Origin of the sequence: Sphaerospermopsis sp. LEGE 08334, assembly GCF_015207205.1 — a bacterium.
Taxonomy (GTDB): Bacteria; Cyanobacteriota; Cyanobacteriia; order Cyanobacteriales; family Nostocaceae; genus Sphaerospermopsis.
This window is the reverse complement of record NZ_JADEXH010000044.1, coordinates 28,559-45,764: the sequence shown is the minus strand read 5'-3', so window position 1 is coordinate 45,764 and position 17,206 is coordinate 28,559. Positions and strand designations below refer to the sequence as shown.

The following is a 17,206-nucleotide window of genomic DNA, read 5'->3' as shown; positions in this document are numbered from 1 at the left end:
ATTTTTTGAGGATATATTTGTTTGGCTTTAATCCATCTTTATACAAATCCTGCCAAGTAGCTAAACCCCAATTATAGGTAAACCTTGCTATACCAGCGTGTTTAGCCATTAATATTTCCTGGGTTTTATTTAACTTGAGTTTTGTTTTGATGGATAAAAGCATTTGCTGATAGCTTGCGTGGCGATAGCCATTTTCAACACTATACTTTATTATTTAATTCTGACACATTTTGCTTAATTTTTTAGTCAACTTATTCCATGTATACTTCAAATACTTGTAGTTTTGTATGTACTTGTATAGGTTTGTCTAGTAAATTGTCAACTTAGGACAAGCTCTAATTGTCAAGAAATTTTTAAAATGGAAATTTGTAGCTTGCACAAAAATTGTAATTTTAGGTTCGGGAATCTATGTTGACCAACTCGCAAACCCCCACTCTCACAACAGAATCATCTAAGTTTCTTCCTGCACCTGACGCTCAGGCTAGAGTTAGTCAGTTTATGAAACAATTACAAGACGAAATCACCCAAGCTTTGGAAGCATTGGATGGTGTTGGTAAGTTTATGGAAGACAGTTGGGAGCGTCCAGAAGGGGGTGGTGGGCGATCGCGTGTCTTGCGTGATGGCGCTATTTTTGAACAAGCTGGTGTAAATTTTTCTGAAGTTTGGGGTTCCCATCTCCCCCCGTCAATTTTAGCCCAGCGCCCAGAAGCAACAGGACACGGATTCTATGCTACTGGTACTTCTTTGGTGTTACACCCCCGTAATCCTTATGTACCTACAGTCCATTTAAATTACCGTTATTTTGAAGCAGGTCCAGTTTGGTGGTTTGGTGGTGGTGCGGATTTAACACCTTATTACCCCTTTGCTGAAGATGCTGCTCATTTCCATCAAACTTTGAAACAAGCTTGCGATCAACATCACCCAGAATATTATCCTGTGTTTAAACGCTGGTGTGATGAATATTTCTACCTCAAGCATCGGGGTGAAACTAGAGGTGTTGGTGGTATGTTTTTAGATTACCAAGATGGCCAAGGTGCTATTTATCGCGGACCTGATCCCAAAGGAGAAGCCGCAAATTATAGTAATCAAGTGGGAACATTACCTCCACGCACTTGGGAACAGTTATTTTCTTTGGTGCAAGATTGCGGTGGAGCTTTCTTACCAGCTTATGTACCAATTGTCAAGAAAAGACATGGCATGGAATATGGCGATCGCCAACGGAATTTCCAGTTATACCGTCGGGGAAGATATGTAGAATTTAACTTGGTTTATGACCGAGGCACAATTTTCGGTCTGCAAACCAATGGACGCACAGAATCAATTCTCATGTCTCTACCACCTTTAGTTCGTTGGGAATATGGCTACCAACCAGAACCCAATTCTCCCGAAGCTGAACTTTATGAAACTTTTCTGAAACCACAAGATTGGATAAACTGGAAACTAAATCAACAGTAACAAGTGTTTGTAACACAGTAAAATTCCACACATTTATCTAGCTCCAGGAAACAGGACTGAGGCTGGTCGATGAACAATCAAGGGTTTGGGCTGGTTTGAGGAAATAGGATGAAAGAAGATATTTGTGATCTGGTCTTAGTAAAGGATATTTAGGCAAATAGTCGCGTTTGTCTGAAAAAGATACACTTTATCTCTAGACACCTCTGCTTTCCATTCACCAAGAAACCGAAAATTCCCCAAACCCAGCCTCAATAGATTAATTGGGAATCTCGTGAATCTAGATAGCTGGCTCATGTTCAAGATCAAACAGAGAGAATCCTGTAATATTTGATTTAATTAGCTGATTTAGGATTCTGGAAAATATACGGTTGATGGTGAAGTTTATTTTCAGGACAGTATCACGGAGACAACAGTGAATATAGACCAAAAAACCTATACTAACCTAGACGGGAATACTGTAATTGTCTTGAAACCAACTGATCATCGTTTAGACATCACTACTGCTTGGCAATTTCGCCTGAAGTTACAAGAGTGTATTTCTAAACTCAGTCGTCATGTAGTTGTCAATCTGGAGCAGGTAAATTTTATTGATAGTTCTGGTCTTACTTCCTTAGTAGCGGGAATGCGTGATGCTGATAAAGCCAAGGGCAGTTTTTGCATCTGCAATATCCATCCAGAGGCCAAACTTGTCTTTGAGGTGACAATGATGGATACAGTCTTTGAAATTTTTGAAACTGAAGCAGAAGCTTTGGAAAGATTATTCCTCAACTTGGTTAATAACGAATAGGAGTCAGGAGTCAGGAGTCAGAAGGGGAAAAAGAGAATTTTTGCGAAACCAGCTGTTAACCTCATATCCTGCATAACTTGGCAAAGTAGCCTTTAAACGAGAAAATAAAAATACGTCGCCCTTAACATTTTCTTTGTGAATAACGTCCGTACTGTCTCTGATACAAAGCGAACTTTCTATAATCTTCATACCCGTCCCATCAACACTATTTACCGTCGGGTAGTGGAAGAGTTGATGGTAGAAATGCATCTGCTGTCAGTAAATGTTGATTTTAGCTACAATCCAATTTATGCCTTGGGGGTTGTCACCACTTTTGACCGCTTCATGCAAGGCTATCAACCGGAACAGGACTTAGCATCTATTTTTAACGCCATGATTCAGGCTGTAGAGCAAGATCCGCAACGGTATCGACAAGATGCGGCTAGATTGCAAGCTGTAGCACATAGTTTGCCAGTTAAGGATTTAATTGCTTGGTTGAGCCAAACCACTCAATTCTATCAAGATGCTGATTTGCAAGCACAACTACAAGCTATTGCTCAAAATCCTCATTTTAAATACAGCCGCTTGTTTGCCATTGGTTTATTCTCATTATTGGAATTGGCAGATGCTGAATTTGTCAAAGATGACCAGCAACGTAATGAGGCGCTAAAAGCGATCGCTCAAGGTTTACACCTATCTGAAGATAAAATTACCAAGGATTTAGAGCTATATCGTTCTAATCTCGATAAGATGGCACAAGCACTGATAGTAATGGCAGATATGCTGGCTGCGGATCGGAAAAAACGCGATCAACGTCAGCAAAAATCCACTGCTCCGGTAGCTCCTCCCAGTAACGAATAATCTGTAATTCGTGATTCGTAATTCGTAATTAAAAGTTGCAGAGCATCAAATTACATTATTGATTATTTATGCTAAGCAACCTAATTGACAACGAGAAAAATGTACAAAGCTGTCAATTCTAATTACAAGTAAGAATTCAGAACTTAGGGGTCAGGAGTCAGAATATTTGATAAATTTGTTAATTATCAAATAGTGATTTTTCTGTAAGCATTAAAAATCTGACTACTGAAAGCCAATAGCTGAATGCTGACAATTACGAATTACGAATTACGAATCATGAACTATTTACACACCCAGTAATTTGTAAATTATATTGTTAATAATGGTGAGTGCAAAAGCCCCTAAAACAGCACTCCAAATCCCATAACGTAAGCGAAAACCCTCTACTAACCAAGCAGCAATACTAAAACAAACAACAGCAATCATGAATGTAAAGATACCAGATAATAAGTCAAAGGTGGCTAAATTTGGTATCGTAAATATAACACCTAAAATGGGTCTAACTAATGCGGTAATAATACCAAGAACTGCTGCGGAAAAAACTGCTTTTTGTGGAGAATCAATTTCCACACCCACAGGCAACTTACTAATAAACCACAAACTGATAGACGTGACGATCCAAACAATTAACAGAGTCGTAATATTCATTGCCGCAACCCTTGAAACGTAAATGGTGATTGGCGATCAAGTCAGAGAATGTTTTAAAAGCTTCCCTATCGGCGAATATATAGCAGATTTCATTGCTATGAGGTACAAATCATCATCATAAAACTCTTGTGGGGTGGGCATACTTCGACAAGCTCAGTACAAGTCTTGCCCGCCCATAGTGTACCTCATTACATGGGAAATTGCTGTAATTCGCTAATACACAAACAAAATCCACCTCTGTGGACTAATAAAAAATCAAGGCTTTTAAACCCACGCAGGTGGGTTTTGCCTATGTAGCCGCGATTTCTAATCGCCCACTGAGTGCTGATAGCGGAATTTACGCGATAAAATACTTGGTCTATTGATGGGAAAATTTTTGTAGCTTAACCAATTATTTATAAATTAGCAGAGGTTTTTCTCTACAGGCGATTTGTTTTAAATATCTTTAGGTTTATCTAATATTTCTTGATATTGCTAAAAATAAAATTCCCCCTAGCCCATATTATGCAAACAGGTTTGAGGGAATTTAGACTGAGAAAATTTGGGTAAAATTGTATCACCGTTGTGGTGCAGAATCGCTATTTTGCGGTACAGGTACTTGGGGTGTGGTGTTGTTGGGAACTATGGGCGAAATTCCTGGATTAATCCCTTGCTCTGGTGCTGGAAATGGATTGGGTGCAGAGGGCAGAGAAGGGTTAAAATTGTTTTGGGGGTCAATTCCCGGTATTGGTACTGTGTTAGGTATTGGTACAACCGGGGTAGTAGAAAAGTTTGGTGAATTAGTCAGTGGTTGAGATGCTCCAGGAATAATTCCCAAAGAAACACGACTACCTCCCACTTGTCGAAGCAAATCTAATGTTTGAATCACATCATTATAAGTTGCTGTACGAGAGGCATTTAGCACTAATATCCCATTAGGATTTGCTTGGATATACTGCTGTAATCGTGCTTGCAACTCTTCCCGTCTCACAGCTTCTTTTTCAAGGTAAATTTGACCAACAGCATCAATAGTTACAGGTAAAATGTCACTTCGTAGCTGTGAACTAGCAGCGGAAGTTGTGCCTGTGCTGGCTTTGGGTAAATCCACATTAATTGCCTGTTGTCTGGTAAATTGCAAAGCTGCTAACAAAAAGAAAGTCAGGATACAAAAAACAACATCAATTAAAGGAATGATTTGAATTTGAACTTCTTCGACGGGAGTATGTAAGTTAACTTTCATTTTCTAGCTCTGGTGGGGAGTCAGGAAGGGGATTTTGGTCTGTTTTATCTGTTGTATCTGTTGTATCTGAAGCAGGTTCTGGGGTTGGAGTAGAATTATTTTTGCGTCGCTTACGGGGTGAAGTAAAACTTTCCTGTGTGGGTTTCTGTACTATTCCTAATGTACTTTTGTTGGGATCTGGTGGAGACTGACGGTAAAGCAACTCTAAATCATTGCCAGCTTTATTAAAAACTTTAACTTGGTTGACAACAAAACCTTGAAACAGGCGATAAAATACCAAAGTCACGATCGCAACTATTAACCCAGCGGCCGTACTAATCAAAGATTCGCCAATCCCTGTAGTTACCCCTGCTGTAGATTCAGTACCCAAGTCACCTATTCTAATTGCTCGCAAAGACTGAATCAAACCTAAAACCGTACCCAATAATCCTAACAGTGGGGAGAGGGCAATTACAGATTCTAAGAGTTTTTCTCCTCTCCGCATCCCTGCTACTTCTTCTGCTGCTGTGGACTCTAACGCTAGTCGGAAGGTTTCCGCATCACTTTTTTGTAAGCGTAGGGGTGCATAGAGAAAACGTCCTATGGGCTTATCAGTGGCTTTTTGGGCGATTTCCGTAGCTATTTCCCAGTTATCAGTAGCAGCATCTAAAACGCGCTCTACTATTTCTTTTTCCTGGGTCAAAATTCGCAACCAGAACCAAAGACGCTCAAAAATCACACTCAAAGATAGGACTGACAGCACCAGCAAAGGCCACATGGCTGGACCGCCCTTGTTAAACAAATCTAAAATATCCACTTTGTAGGTTTCCTCTCTCCATTAGTAGAGCAACTATGCTAGGGCATTTTAATTTTAAAGATTAATGCACCATTACCACACTCACCTACTCTATCGCTAGGTAAGTAGTTAACAAAGCATGACTATTACCCATCTTCTATACTCCAAAGGGCGGTTATTCCCACCGGGAGTTTAGAGAATAATTTGCCAAAATAAAAGTTAATTGCAGGTAATAGAGGTTAAAAATATGAGCTTCTCTATTCAATCGCTTTACACTTGGTATCGCAATGTACTGCGTAACCCTAAATATCGTTGGTGGGTAATTATCGGTACAATAGCTTATCTTGTTAGTCCTATTGATATTGCTCCTGATTTTATCCCTGTTGTTGGTCAAATTGATGACCTTGTTTTGTTAACTTTGCTGGTTTCAGAAGTTTCTGGATTGGTAATTGACGGTTGGAAAGCTCGTAAGGGTGAAGTAGAAACTAGCGTCAATGACTCTACATCTACAGATAATACTGTAGATAATACGGTTGATGTTGATGCTGTTTCTGTGAAGTAGTTTTAGCGACAAAACACGTGAGCATTCAGCTATCAGTAATCAGTAATCAGCTTTTAGATGTAAGTAGACTGGTTGTTAATCAAATCAGAATTTTACTAGATTACCAGTCTTTGAGCAGATAAATTCACAGGCTGATTTTTGTGATTTTTGCTGATAGCTGATAGCTGATATAGGACTCCTATTTGATTTTTGAACAGAACTCAGTACATACTGAAAGCCTTCTTTCCTGTTCCCTGCCTCCACGAACAATTCATGAATCAAATCGGATCACTATAGCTGACGACGGAATACTTGAACCTAAGATAAAACCTTATGAAAGGACAGAGAGAGCAATAGAGAAAATAGAAAAAAAGATAGGTATTTGATGATAATTTATCTCTATTTATTAAGCGATTAACTGGAAAATGTTTTGTAGTTAATCGCTTTTTTTATAATGGAAAGTCCTATTGCTGGATAATTTATAATTCACTTCTTTAACTTCGTAAAATCCTTTTTTATCTCACGCAAAGACGCAAAGGATCGATACTTTTGGTAAGCTACGCGATCGCACTCCCGCCACTTCCCAACATCTTTTTTTTATTTCACGCAGAGACACAGAGAACGCAGAGTATTTGCAAATTGTCAAAAAAGTGGTATGGTGGATGGGTAAGATGAATGAGTCATACAAAATGATGAAAGTCACAATTACTTTAGAAGAAGATATATTGAAATTTATTGATCAACAAGCAAAAGGTAATCGTAGTGCTTATATTAATGCAATATTGGCAGAACAAAGACGTAAAATTTTAGAAGCAGAAATAATTGCGGCACTCCAAGAAGATGCAAAAGATTTAGAATATCAAAATGAGATTTCTGCTTGGGATAATGTAGCTGGAGATGGTATTAATGCCAGAGGGTAATTTAACTTATAAACGGGGTGAAATTTGCTGGGTAAATCTTGATCCAACTGTGGGAGCAGAAGCACAAAAAATCCGTGCTTGTTTGATAGTTCAAAATGATATTATGAATCAATATGGATTATTAACAATTGTGATGCCATTTCGACCAGGAAGTAAGCAAGCTCCCTATATTGTCAATGTCAAAGCAACAGCAACTAATGGATTAGATCAGGATCGTTTTATTGATGTTGCTCAAATTCGTTCTGTTGATTATCGTCGGGTTTTGGGGTTGGTGGGTATTTTAGAAACTGAATATTGGGAAGAAATTCGTAGTGCTTTGGATGTGGTTTTGGGTTTTCGGGTTTAATTTAAATCTTTACCAAGGAGAAGACTATGACACATCAATCTATGATATTAACTAATAATGTTTATGCAGAAGATTATAATTTATGGATTGAAAAAACCGCTTCTTTATTAAAATTTTGTATATTAGATAACTTTTTCATGGTATAGTGTCGAACTATCATCAAATATAATAGTGTAACAAAATCACCAAAATATGGGTAAACAATTTAACCGAAGGAAGTTTTTACTTTATAGTTCTGCAACTATCGGTACTAGCCTTTTGCTCAAGGCTTGCGGGAATGATTCACCCAATGAATCACCCACTGCTACTAATAGCAATGACACCATCAAGGTAGGTATTTTACACTCCCTGAGCGGGACAATGGCCATCAGTGAAAGAAGCGTTGTTGATGCTGAAAGATTAGCAATTAAAGAAATTAATGCTGCGGGTGGTGTCTTAGGTAAACAAATTGAAGCGATTACTGAAGATGGCGCTTCTAACTGGGATACCTTTAGAGAAAAAGCTACCAAACTAATTGATCAAGATCAAACTGTTGTCATTTTTGGTTGTTGGACCTCTGCTAGTCGCAAGAATGTTAAGCCAGTGTTTGAGAGTAAAGACCATATGCTCTGGTATCCGGTACAGTATGAAGGTCAAGAATGTTCTAAAAACATTTTCTATACTGGTGCGGCTCCCAATCAACAAATTGAACCATCTGTTGATTGGATGTTAAAAAATAAAGGCAAAGAATTCTTTTTAGTTGGTTCTGACTACGTTTTTCCCCGGACTGCAAACACCATCATTAAGGCTCAATTGGAGGCTTTAGGCGGAAAAACTGTTGGTGAAGATTATTTACCACTAGGTAACGTAGAAGTTACACCTATCATCTCTAAAATTAGGCAAGCTTTACCCAATGGTGGCGTAATTTATAACACCCTCAATGGTGACAGCAATGTGGCATTTTTCAAACAATTAAAAGGGGCTGGATTAACAGCAGATAAATATCCCTCTATGTCTGTAAGTATTGCAGAAGAGGAAGTTAAAGCCATTGGTGTTGAATATCTCCAAGGTCACTATGCAGCTTGGAATTACTTTCAAACAGTAGACACACCTGCAAATAAAAAGTTTGTAGAAGCTTTTAAAAAAGAGTATGGTACAGACCGGGTAATTAACGACCCAATGGAAGCAGCATACGTCGCCGTTTATTTATGGAAACAAGCGGTAGAAAAAGCTGGAACAACTGACTTAAATAAGGTGCGCGCTGCGGCCTATGGTCAAACTTTAGATGCACCAGAAGGTAAAGTGACCATGAACGCCAATCATCACTTGTCGAAAATTGTCCGCATTGGTCAAGTGAGACAAGATGGTTTATTCAATATTGTTTATGCTACCCCAGCACCAGTAGAACCAATTCCTTGGAATCAATTTGTTCCAGAAACTAAAGGATTTGGCTGTGATTGGTCAGACCCAGCTAAAGGTGGTAAGTACAAGCAAGTTTAAGTTAATAGTCAATAGTCAATCGTCATTGACTATTGATATTTCTTGAGGATAAATAAGTGTTAATAGGTTTTTTGGAAGCTTTATTTAATGGTATTAGTATTGGGGCAGTATTATTAATTGCTGCTTTGGGACTAGCCATTATATTTGGTTTGATGGGCGTGATTAATATGGCCCATGGTGAATTGATGATGTTGGGAGCTTATACAACTTTTGTAGTACAAAATGGCTGCAAACAGTTGGGGGGAGTGTGGTTTGATTCTTATATATTTTTGGCTTTGATAACTGCTTTTCTATTCACTGCTGTTGTGGGGTTAGTGTTAGAACGGGGCGTGATTCGTTATCTCTATGGACGACCTTTAGAAACTCTCCTAGCAACTTGGGGGGTGAGTTTAATTTTTCAACAGTTGGTTCGGAGTGTGAATTGGTTATTAGTAATTGGCATATTCCTATTTTGTGTGTTGTTTTTTGGAGGTTTAAGGATTTTAAATGCTCGGAGTAATGGGGGGAAAGTACGTAACTGGTTTGTAGGATTGTTGTTGTTACTATCTCTGGGTATAACAATAACCATGGGAAATTTATTGAGTCAGCAACAAGTATTGACTCAACCTTGGTTTGGCGCTCAAAATGTAGATGTGACGGCTCCTGGTTGGTTGCAAGGGGGAATGTCTGTAGGTGGTCTCCAATTACCATTTGCTCGCTTGTTTATTATGGGTTTGACAATAATTTGTGTAGCCGGAATTTATCTATTTTTACAGCGTTCTAACTGGGGATTAAGGATTCGTGCTGTCACCCAAAATCGCAGTATGAGTGCTTGTTTGGGTATCCCTACTCAAAAAGTTGATGCTATCACCTTCGCTTTGGGGTCGGGTTTGGCAGGTGTGGCTGGTTGTGCTATTAGTTTACTGGGTTCTGTAGGACCAAACACCGGACAAAATTATATTATTGATACCTTTATGGTGGTAGTGGTCGGTGGTGTGGGGAATTTAGCAGGAACTATTATGGCGGCTTTGGGAATTGGTACGGCTAATTTTTTAATTGGTTCTGGGACTCTAGCTTTGGTGTTATCTCCTATTCAACCTTTAGCTGATGTGTTGAATTTCTTTGCGACCACAAGTATGGCCAAGGTGTTAGTGTTTGCACTGATTATCGCGTTTTTACAGTGGAAGCCTGGGGGAATTTTTCCCCAGAAAGGTCGTACTGTTGATGTTTAAACCAGAAAGGACGCAGAGCATGAGTCGGAAGGGAGGACGGTTAATTTTAATTGAGATTGGGGTGGTGGTGGCGATCGCACTGATCCTGATTTTAATTATACCAGCAATACTGTCGGGGTTCCGGTTAAATTTACTGGGGCGGTTTTTGTCCCTGGCCATTGTGGCTTTGGGTCTGGATTTAATCTGGGGTTATACCGGGTTGCTGAGTTTGGGACATGGGATTTTCTTCGGTTTGGGGGGATATGCGATCGCTATGTACCTAAAACTCCAAGTTCCCCCCGATGAATTACCTGACTTTATGGGGTTGTATGGCGTGAAAGAACTTCCTTGGTTTTGGTATCCTTTCTACTCTTTTCCCGTCGCTACCGTGGCGGTGGTGTTGATTCCCAGCCTACTAGCGGGATTATTAGGATACTTAGTATTTCGTAATCGCCTCAAGGGGGTTTATTTTTCCATATTAACCCAAGCCGCAGTGATTATATTTTTCAACTTCTTTAATGGTCAACAACAACTGTTTAACGGTACTAACGGACTCACAGGTTTTAGAACCTTGTTTGGGGTGAATGTCAGCGACTCCCAAACCCAATTCATTTTCTATACCCTGACGGTAATTGTTCTGGCCCTCACCTATGGTATTTGTCGCTGGTTGACAAGTGGACGCTTTGGGCGATTATTAATCGCTATTCGAGATGATGAAAGTCGGGTGCGATTTTCTGGCTATAACCCCACAGAATTTAAAGTTTTAGTGTTTGCGGTTTCCGGTGCGATCGCCGGGATAGCAGGAGCGTTTTATACACTTCAAAGCGGGTCAGTATCACCCCGAACCATGGATATTGGGTTTTCTATTGAAATGGTGATTTGGGTGGCGGTGGGGGGACGCGCTACCTTAACCGGGGCGATAGTCGGTACTTTATTAGTCAATTATGCGCGCACTTTTTTAAGTGAACAATTTGCGGAAATTTGGCTATTTTTTCAAGGCGCACTATTTTTAATAGTCGTCACAGTCTTACCTGACGGTCTCATGGGATGGTTAAAAAAGCAACAGATTTCTTTTTTCCATCGCCCCCGCGAAATCGCCACATATCCCACCTTAGAAGCAGACCCAGAAGTGCAACATGAACGCGAAAATCTTGGAAACTGAAAATGTCACCGTCAGTTTTGATGGTTTTAAAGCTATCAATCAACTCAACTTTAGTATGGATGCGGGAGAATTGCGAGTAGTAATTGGTCCCAACGGTGCGGGAAAAACCACCTTTCTGGATGTAATTACCGGGAAAGTACAACCAACAGTTGGGAGAGTTTTATTCAAAGGTAAAAATCTGCGTTCTTTACCTGAACATGAAATCGCCCGCTTAGGAATTGGGCGAAAATTCCAAACACCGCGAATTTACCTCAACTTAACCCCCCGTGAAAACATAGAAATTACTATTAACCGCCACAAAAATGTATTTTCTACCCTATTTCATCCCTCTCATCCCACGGAAAATAATAGTATTAAAGGCTTATTAGAAACAGTTGGTTTAACCCCTAAAGCAGACATTCCTGCCGGTTTACTGTCCCACGGAGAAAAGCAACGTTTAGAAATTGGGATGTTAGTAGCACAGTCCCCCGACTTATTACTAGTTGATGAACCAGTTGCAGGGTTAACGGACGAAGAAACCTACAACATCGGACAACTACTATTAACACTCGCCCAAAGCCATTCAATTCTAGTCATTGAACACGATATGGAATTTGTCCGCCAAATTGCCAAGACGGTAACAGTATTACATGAAGGTTCCGTACTATGTCAGGGGAATTTTGAACAAGTCCAAAATGACCCCCGTGTAATCGAAGTATATCTAGGAGAACAGCCAGAATAAAACTGCTGTTTTTTAGAGGTTGTTTGATAAGTTTTCAACAGGTAATTGTTATCTTAGGGAACAGGGAACAGGGAACAGGGAACAGGGAACAGGGAACAGGGAAGGATTGGGGAACACACAAAAAACAATAAAATCCAGTCCCCTCCCCTTACAAGGGGAGGGTTAGGGTGGGGTTAAACAATAGTTGATACACTAATCATGACTTGACAAACAACCTCTTAACCCCGAGGTCTGGAGGGTGAATAAATCATAACTGCTATTGAGAATCAAAAAACTGATGCTAAAAATTTCTCAACTTAACGTTTACTACGGTGAAAGCCATATTTTACGCAACGTAGATTTGAGCGTACCACCAGGACAAATGATCTGCTTAATTGGACGTAATGGCGTAGGTAAAACCACCCTACTCAAAACAATTATGGGGTTACTCTCACCCCGCAGCGGTACAATTAACTTAAATGGAGAATTAATCAACTCCAAATCTCCAGACCAAAGGGCAAAAATGGGAATTGGTTATGTTCCTCAAGGACGAGAAATTATTCCCCGGTTAACAGTCAGAGAAAATTTACTTTTAGGGTTAGAAGCTAGACAGAAACAATCAAGAAAAGCCGAAATTTCTGAAGAAGTTTTTAGCTTATTTCCTGTGTTGAAAACCATGTTATCCCGGATGGGTGGTGACTTGAGCGGTGGACAACAACAACAGTTAGCGATCGCCCGTGCTTTAATGGGAGAACCACAGTTACTCGTCTTAGATGAACCCACCGAAGGTATACAACCCTCAATCATCCTGGAAATTGAAGCCGCAGTACGTCGCATCGTAGAAACCAAAGGGATTTCTGTGTTATTAGTAGAACAACACTTACACTTTGTCCGTCAAGCTGATTACTATTACGCCATGCAAAAAGGTGGTATTGTCGCCTCTGGTTTCACCACAGAACTGAGTCAGGATGTGATTCAAAAGTTTTTGGCTGTTTAATTTGTTTAATTTTGATTGGGTATTTTACCGTAAAGTTAAATCTTCACTACTAACCCACATTCCGCACTTCGTTTTGTAATAGACAAAAACTACAGAAATTCAGGAGAAAACTATGACACATCAATCTATGATATTAAGTAATAATTTTTATGCAAAAGATTATAATTTATGGATTGAAAAAACCGCTTCTTTATTAAAGAATAAGCAGTTTTCAGAATTAGAATTAGAAAATTTAATTGAAGAAATTGAAAGTATGGGAAGAAGTGAAAAAAATGCTTTAAAAAGTAATTTACGAGTTTTAATTATGCACTTGCTTAAATACAAGTTTCAACCTCAAAACAGGTCAAATAGTTGGTTGTATACAATCTATGAACATCGTCAAAGATTACAAGATACGTTTTTAGATAGTCCTAGTTTAAAAGGTTATTATTTAGAAGTTTTGGATAATTGTTATCACCACGCTCGTAAAGAAGCAGCGATTGAAACTGGACTTCCTTTATCTATTTTTCCTGAAGATAATCCTTTTTCCTCTGATGAAATTTTAGATGCTGATTTTTTTCCAGTTTAATTATATTTGTTGTTGTTAAGCGATCGCACTCCTCCAACTTCTCAACATCTTTTTTATCTCACGCAGAGACGCAGAGAACGCAGAGAGAGGAAGGATCGCTCATTTTTCCCCAATATTCTTTTTTAACGAACCACGTTCACCAGAGGTTACAAATTGCTGAATTTGCTTTACAATTGGTTTGGCAACAACGAGAATTTTTGACAAAGGAACAACAAAAACGTCAAGCTATCTCTACGAGACGCTACCGCAAAATTTAACGCAATTTTTCCTAACATATCTGCTTCAATCTGATATTTTCCTAAGTTTTTGATATACTGATAATATGGCAAAATAATCAAATCTAGGATTTTATGATTAATCATCAGCAATCAATTACAGAAACATCCTCAACTACTCCTAGTTATAATCTATTGTTAGAAATTGCCCAAATTCCTGAAGAATATATACCGGAATTTCTGCAAATAGTCCGGTTATTTCGTGAGAACGTAATCAAAAATCAGACATCTATAGATGTTGATAAAAATATTGAAATAGCAGAAAATCATGAATTATCCTGGCAAGAATTTATTAATAAAACCGCAGGTAGTTGTGCTGATGACCCTATTTTTATAGATGATTTGGGTATTGATGATAGCTTGGATGATAGGTTAGAAGATATGATTATTAGTTAGGAATACAAACTGATGAAATATTTATTAGATACTAATGTTTGTATTCAATATCTTAATCAACGATCAGAAAAAATTATTCAGTGTTTTCAAGATTTGTCTGATATAGATATAGTAGTTTGTTCTATGGTCAAAGCTGAATTATTTTATGGTGCAATGAGAACTAATAACCCTGCTAAAACTCTGCAAAAGCAGCAGGAATTTTTAGGGAGGTTTGTTTCTTTATATTTTGATGACCAATGTGCTTTAATTTATGGCAAAATTCATAGTAAGTTAGCTGCTAAAGGTACTCCTATAGGTAATAATGATTTACATATTGCTGCTATTGCAATGGCTAATAATTTAACTCTTGTTACTCATAATATTAGAGAATTTAGTAGGGTTGATACTCTGAAATTGGAAGATTGGGAAATTGAATAAATATCGCACCTCGTCAACTTCCCCAAAAGCGATCAAGTTACAAGTTTTTATAAACTTCGTCGTCATTGCGTTTTCCAACTCGAAAAACATCCACTAATTTATTATCATCATCAATGGTGTACAAAATTCTATATTCACCTTGATCTAGACGATATCCACCTTGATAACCTTTTAATGCTGCATAATCTTGAGGACGAGGATTACCCTTTTGCTATTATTTCTTCTATGGTGGTAAATCCTGTGTTTTCTTCTATTGCACGTCGCAGTTTAGCAGAATCTATTGCGTCTTCTATTGCTTCTAGTAGTTTTAAATCTTCAATACTAATTATTGCTACCGCAGGTTTACCATGACGTTGTATTAATATTCTTTCTCCACGATATTCTGCACGGTTAATAATATCGGGAAAGTTAGCACGCGCTTCACTTGCACTGATGACAGACATAGCGCCTCACAAAATTTAAAATTTATAGGGTTAAATATGACTATAGACTATTTGTCTGTTTTTTGCAATTTGTACAAAATTTAAGTTTTTGAGCGATCGCACCCCTTCAACTTTCCCAAAAGCGATTATTCATCTTTATTAAACTGGTACATCTGACTGCCTCTGCGGTAAAATATCCCTAGTTCAAGGAATTGGCTATGAAAATAAAAGCAATTATTTGGGAAGAAGACGGTGTATGGTGTGGTTCTGTACCAGCTTTACCAGGATGTCATACCTGGGGTGAAAGTTATGAACATTTATTAGAAATGTTGAAAGATGCTGTTCAAGGTTGGTTAGAAGTTGCTAGTCAACAAGAAGAAATTGAACCAGAAAAACAGTTAATTTAGTTATTTTTTTGAAATATGTGTTAAATGACATTAAGAGGATGAATTAATATGGAAACACAAGCAATTCTTCAATCTTTACCACACCTCAGCATCAATGAAAGATTACAAATTGCTGAATTGGCTTTACAATTAGTTAGTCAACAACGAGAATTTTTAACAAAGGAACAACAAAAACATCAATTAGCATTAGCAGCAATTACAGCTAGTGAAGATTATGCAAGTGATGGTGAATTAATTGTTTTCTCTGATTTAGATGGAGAAGATTTTTATGAATATCCAGATGAAGATTAAAAAAAGTTGTTAAATTTATGTATAGAGGTGAAGTCTGGTTAGTTAATTTAGATCCAACTTTAGGAACGGAAATTAGTAAAAAACGTCCTTGTGTTATAGTTAATGATGATGCTATTGGTATTTTACCTTTAAAGGTTATTGTTCCGGTTACAGATTGGAAAGAAAGATATTCTATTAGACCTTGGATGGTAAAATTAGAACCATCAACTGAGAATAGTTTGGCAAAAGTTTCTAGTGTTGATACTTTTCAAATTCGTTCGGTTTCGGAAACAAGATTAATGAGAAAATTAGGTCAGCTTTCTGAATCGGAAATGCAGATGATTTCTGAAGCATTAGCTGTGGTGTTAAGTCTTTCTCTTTTAAATTGAGATCGCACTCCCTCAACTCCCAAGCAGCGATACCTACGCCTTCAGATCCCGTAAGGGATACAGTAAGCATCGCATTTTGATTATTTCCATAAATTTATGATATTATAGAATACAAATAAAATTGCATCATCTCCTGAAAATATACTTATGAATAATCATCAATCTATGACAGAAATATCAACTACACCACGCGATGATGTGTTATTAGAAATTGACCAAACACCCGAAGAATATATACCAGAACTATTGCAAATGATTCGCTTGTTTCGTCAAAGTGTGACGATGAAACAGACATCTGTAAAGAACTGGAAAAATGCTATTAATGAAATTAATGACAGTGATGCAATTAAAAAAGAAGATAGAAAAAATAATATTAAAAAATTGTTTGAATCATGGAATGAATCAGATGATCAACAAGAACAACAGGAAACTTTAGAAATTATTGAATCTATGAATGGTATTTCAATTTAAGATAAAATGAGTAAGGTTATTGTTTTAGATTCTACACCTGTGGGATTAATTACTAATCCTAAAGCGAATCCTCTAGCTGTGCAATGTCAAGAATGGTTTTATAGTCTTTTTGAAAGAAGTTATGAAGTCATTTTACCGGAAATTATAGATTATGAAATTAGAAAACTGAATCAACTAAAAGCTGAAATTATTTATCTTCCTATGACAACGGAAGTGATGTTAAAAGCAGCAGAGTTATGGGCTGAAGCGAGAAATAAAGGTAAATCTACAGCAGATAATAAAGCTTTAGATGGTGATGTTATTTTAGCTGCTCAATCTATTTTAGTAGCTAATTATGGTCATGAAGTAATTATTGCCACGAGTAATAAAAAGCATCTTTCTATTTTTTATTGATGCTAGGGAATGGAGAGAAATTTAAAATGTGAGAGCGATTCCTATGTCGCGCTTCGCTATCGCAAAATGTTACGTAGGAATCGCACATCTTCCCAAATATTGCTGTTTTGTTTTTGTTTCAAGCAAAGTAAGAAATAAC

The 17,206-nt window shown here is 37.9% G+C and carries 25 protein-coding genes and 1 pseudogene; 20 read left to right on the top strand and 6 right to left on the bottom strand.

What is annotated here, in order from left to right:
- Positions 1–163 (bottom strand): helix-turn-helix domain-containing protein (locus IQ237_RS21020; protein ID WP_194058733.1); only part of this gene is annotated, 163 nt, incomplete at its 3' end.
- 245 nt (positions 164–408) lie between these two features.
- Between IQ237_RS21020 and hemF the strand changes: the two genes are divergently transcribed.
- The 3 genes from hemF to psb29 all read left to right on the top strand — a co-directional run bounded on the left by hemF (position 409) and on the right by psb29 (position 3,082).
- Positions 409–1,455, top strand: a complete 1,047-nt coding sequence (gene hemF, locus IQ237_RS21015; RefSeq protein ID WP_194058731.1) for an oxygen-dependent coproporphyrinogen oxidase — start codon at positions 409–411, stop codon at positions 1,453–1,455.
- A 412-nt stretch (positions 1,456–1,867) separates the two neighbouring features.
- Complete coding sequence (locus IQ237_RS21010) at positions 1,868–2,242, top strand: STAS domain-containing protein (protein ID WP_194058728.1); 375 nt, start codon at positions 1,868–1,870, stop codon at positions 2,240–2,242.
- 135 nt (positions 2,243–2,377) lie between these two features.
- The gene (psb29, locus tag IQ237_RS21005; protein ID WP_194058726.1) at positions 2,378–3,082 is read left to right on the top strand and encodes a photosystem II biogenesis protein Psp29; all 705 of its coding nucleotides are present in this window, start codon (positions 2,378–2,380) and stop codon (positions 3,080–3,082) included.
- Between the two features lie 285 nt (positions 3,083–3,367).
- Here psb29 and IQ237_RS21000 read toward each other — a convergent pair whose 3' ends face one another.
- From IQ237_RS21000 to IQ237_RS20990, 3 genes are all read right to left on the bottom strand, one after another.
- Positions 3,368–3,730 (bottom strand): phage holin family protein, encoded by a 363-nt coding sequence (locus IQ237_RS21000; RefSeq protein WP_194058724.1) that lies wholly within the window; start codon positions 3,728–3,730, stop codon positions 3,368–3,370.
- 556 nt (positions 3,731–4,286) lie between these two features.
- Positions 4,287–4,949 carry a biopolymer transporter ExbD gene (locus IQ237_RS20995; RefSeq protein ID WP_194058722.1) on the bottom strand — a complete coding sequence of 221 codons (663 nt, stop codon included), beginning with the start codon at positions 4,947–4,949 and terminating at the stop codon, positions 4,287–4,289.
- Entirely contained in the window at positions 4,939–5,745 is an 807-nt protein-coding gene (locus IQ237_RS20990) for a MotA/TolQ/ExbB proton channel family protein (RefSeq protein ID WP_194058721.1), read from the bottom strand. Before IQ237_RS20990 ends, IQ237_RS20995 begins: the two co-directional genes overlap by 11 nt.
- Positions 5,746–5,971: 226 nt before the next feature.
- Here IQ237_RS20990 and IQ237_RS20985 point away from each other — a divergent pair, with 226 nt between their 5' ends.
- The 12 genes from IQ237_RS20985 (at position 5,972) to IQ237_RS20935 (ending at position 14,715) form a co-directional block, all read left to right on the top strand.
- Complete coding sequence (locus IQ237_RS20985; RefSeq protein WP_194058719.1) at positions 5,972–6,286, top strand: YkvA family protein; 315 nt, start codon at positions 5,972–5,974, stop codon at positions 6,284–6,286.
- 668 nt (positions 6,287–6,954) lie between these two features.
- Entirely contained in the window at positions 6,955–7,185 is a 231-nt protein-coding gene (locus IQ237_RS20980; RefSeq protein WP_194058717.1) for a CopG family transcriptional regulator, read from the top strand.
- Positions 7,172–7,531, top strand: coding sequence for a type II toxin-antitoxin system PemK/MazF family toxin (locus IQ237_RS20975; RefSeq protein WP_194058715.1), 360 nt, complete (start codon positions 7,172–7,174; stop codon positions 7,529–7,531). Before IQ237_RS20980 ends, IQ237_RS20975 begins: the two co-directional genes overlap by 14 nt.
- A gap of 26 nt (positions 7,532–7,557) precedes the next feature.
- Entirely contained in the window at positions 7,558–7,677 is a 120-nt protein-coding gene (locus IQ237_RS26425; RefSeq protein WP_228020545.1) for a DUF29 domain-containing protein, read from the top strand.
- A gap of 46 nt (positions 7,678–7,723) precedes the next feature.
- On the top strand, positions 7,724–9,010 hold the full coding sequence (urtA, locus tag IQ237_RS20970; protein ID WP_194058713.1) for an urea ABC transporter substrate-binding protein: 1,287 nt from the start codon (positions 7,724–7,726) through the stop codon (positions 9,008–9,010).
- Positions 9,011–9,066: 56 nt separating this feature from the next.
- Positions 9,067–10,221, top strand: a complete 1,155-nt coding sequence (locus IQ237_RS20965; protein WP_194058711.1) for a branched-chain amino acid ABC transporter permease — start codon at positions 9,067–9,069, stop codon at positions 10,219–10,221.
- Positions 10,222–10,240: 19 nt separating this feature from the next.
- Positions 10,241–11,362: an urea ABC transporter permease subunit UrtC gene (urtC, locus tag IQ237_RS20960; RefSeq protein ID WP_194058710.1), complete on the top strand. Its 1,122-nt coding sequence runs from the start codon at positions 10,241–10,243 to the stop codon at positions 11,360–11,362.
- On the top strand, positions 11,337–12,083 hold the full coding sequence (urtD, locus tag IQ237_RS20955) for an urea ABC transporter ATP-binding protein UrtD (protein ID WP_194058708.1): 747 nt from the start codon (positions 11,337–11,339) through the stop codon (positions 12,081–12,083). The genes urtC and urtD overlap by 26 nt, the downstream gene beginning before the upstream one ends.
- 277 nt (positions 12,084–12,360) lie before the next feature.
- Complete coding sequence (gene urtE / locus IQ237_RS20950; RefSeq protein ID WP_096569244.1) at positions 12,361–13,059, top strand: urea ABC transporter ATP-binding subunit UrtE; 699 nt, start codon at positions 12,361–12,363, stop codon at positions 13,057–13,059.
- A gap of 112 nt (positions 13,060–13,171) precedes the next feature.
- The gene (locus tag IQ237_RS20945) at positions 13,172–13,627 is read left to right on the top strand and encodes a DUF29 domain-containing protein (protein ID WP_194058706.1); all 456 of its coding nucleotides are present in this window, start codon (positions 13,172–13,174) and stop codon (positions 13,625–13,627) included.
- A gap of 350 nt (positions 13,628–13,977) precedes the next feature.
- Positions 13,978–14,298: a hypothetical protein gene (locus tag IQ237_RS20940; RefSeq protein WP_194058704.1), complete on the top strand. Its 321-nt coding sequence runs from the start codon at positions 13,978–13,980 to the stop codon at positions 14,296–14,298.
- 12 nt (positions 14,299–14,310) lie between these two features.
- The gene (locus IQ237_RS20935) at positions 14,311–14,715 is read left to right on the top strand and encodes a type II toxin-antitoxin system VapC family toxin (protein WP_194058702.1); all 405 of its coding nucleotides are present in this window, start codon (positions 14,311–14,313) and stop codon (positions 14,713–14,715) included.
- 37 nt (positions 14,716–14,752) lie between these two features.
- Here the strand turns inward: IQ237_RS20935 and IQ237_RS26930 are convergent.
- Both IQ237_RS26930 and IQ237_RS26415 read right to left on the bottom strand, forming a co-directional pair.
- Positions 14,753–14,923, bottom strand: a pseudogene (locus tag IQ237_RS26930) (type II toxin-antitoxin system RelE/ParE family toxin); the annotation flags it as partial.
- On the bottom strand, positions 14,916–15,158 hold the full coding sequence (locus IQ237_RS26415) for a type II toxin-antitoxin system Phd/YefM family antitoxin (protein ID WP_228020544.1): 243 nt from the start codon (positions 15,156–15,158) through the stop codon (positions 14,916–14,918). The pseudogene IQ237_RS26930 and the gene IQ237_RS26415, both read right to left, overlap by 8 nt.
- 197 nt (positions 15,159–15,355) lie before the next feature.
- Between IQ237_RS26415 and IQ237_RS20925 the strand changes: the two genes are divergently transcribed.
- The 5 genes from IQ237_RS20925 to IQ237_RS20905 all read left to right on the top strand — a co-directional run bounded on the left by IQ237_RS20925 (position 15,356) and on the right by IQ237_RS20905 (position 17,067).
- Complete coding sequence (locus IQ237_RS20925; RefSeq protein WP_194058700.1) at positions 15,356–15,544, top strand: type II toxin-antitoxin system HicB family antitoxin; 189 nt, start codon at positions 15,356–15,358, stop codon at positions 15,542–15,544.
- A gap of 48 nt (positions 15,545–15,592) precedes the next feature.
- Positions 15,593–15,835 (top strand): hypothetical protein, encoded by a 243-nt coding sequence (locus tag IQ237_RS20920; protein ID WP_194058698.1) that lies wholly within the window; start codon positions 15,593–15,595, stop codon positions 15,833–15,835.
- A 17-nt stretch (positions 15,836–15,852) separates the two neighbouring features.
- Entirely contained in the window at positions 15,853–16,203 is a 351-nt protein-coding gene (locus tag IQ237_RS20915) for a type II toxin-antitoxin system PemK/MazF family toxin (protein ID WP_194058696.1), read from the top strand.
- A gap of 147 nt (positions 16,204–16,350) precedes the next feature.
- Entirely contained in the window at positions 16,351–16,674 is a 324-nt protein-coding gene (locus tag IQ237_RS20910; RefSeq protein ID WP_194058694.1) for a hypothetical protein, read from the top strand.
- Between the two features lie 6 nt (positions 16,675–16,680).
- The gene (locus tag IQ237_RS20905; RefSeq protein WP_194058692.1) at positions 16,681–17,067 is read left to right on the top strand and encodes a type II toxin-antitoxin system VapC family toxin; all 387 of its coding nucleotides are present in this window, start codon (positions 16,681–16,683) and stop codon (positions 17,065–17,067) included.
- Positions 17,068–17,206: the final 139 nt, after the last annotated feature.